The sequence below is a fragment of the Variovorax sp. IB41 genome (assembly GCF_016405905.1).
Taxonomy (GTDB): Bacteria; Pseudomonadota; Gammaproteobacteria; order Burkholderiales; family Burkholderiaceae_C; genus Variovorax.
Map to the genome: position 1 here is coordinate 1 of NZ_JAEFCB010000048.1, position 841 is coordinate 841.

The window sequence follows — 841 nt, forward strand, 5'->3', positions numbered from 1 at the left end:
ACGCTGTTCCAGCATCCGCAGCTCGCTGCGTTTGCGCAGGCCCTGATGCATGAGCGCCAGAGCACTGAAGTGGTCGTTCCCGCCAACGGCATTCCTGCCGATTGCAAGGCGATCGAACCGCAGATGGTCACGCTGATCGATCTCGATGCACCGCAGATCGCGCGCATCGAATCGGCAGTGCAGGGCGGCGTCTCCAACATCCAGGACATCTACCCGCTCGCGCCGTTGCAAGAGGGCATGCTGTTCCATCACCTGCTGCAGACCGAAGGCGATGCCTACGTCACGCCGCTGGGCCTGAGCTTCGACAGCCGCCAGCGCCTGGAGCGCTTCATCGCCAGCTTCAACCAGGTGATCGCACGCCACGACATCCTGCGCACCGCGGTGCTGTGGGAAGGATTGAAGGAGCCGGTGCAGGTGGTGCAGCGGCATGCGACGCTGAACCTGCAATGGCTGCAGGACGTGGACATGGCCTCGGATGTCGCCGCACAACTCGCGGCCTACGTCCACCCCTCGCATTACCGCATCGACGTGCGCGAGGCGCCGATGATCCGCGCGATCGCCGCGCACGACGACGCAAGCAACCGCTGGCTGCTGCAACTGCCCAGTCACCACCTGGTGCTGGACCACACGACGCTGGACCTCCTGGTCGAGGAGATCGCGCTGATCGAGCAGGGCCGGCAGGCTGAGCTTCCCGAGCCGGTGCCCTTCAGGCGCTTCGTCGCACAGGCACGGCTGGGCGTGAGCCAGGCCGAGCACGAGGCGTTCTTCCGCCGGATGCTGGGCGATGTGGACGAGCCGACGGCGCCGTTCAACCTGCTGGACGTGCAGGGCGATGGCACGC

General features: G+C 66.1%; 1 protein-coding gene. It reads left to right on the forward strand.

What is annotated here, in order from left to right; translation table 11 throughout:
• A partial coding sequence (locus tag JC881_RS32225) for a condensation domain-containing protein (protein WP_233102177.1) occupies positions 1 to 841 on the forward strand: 841 nt, incomplete at both ends.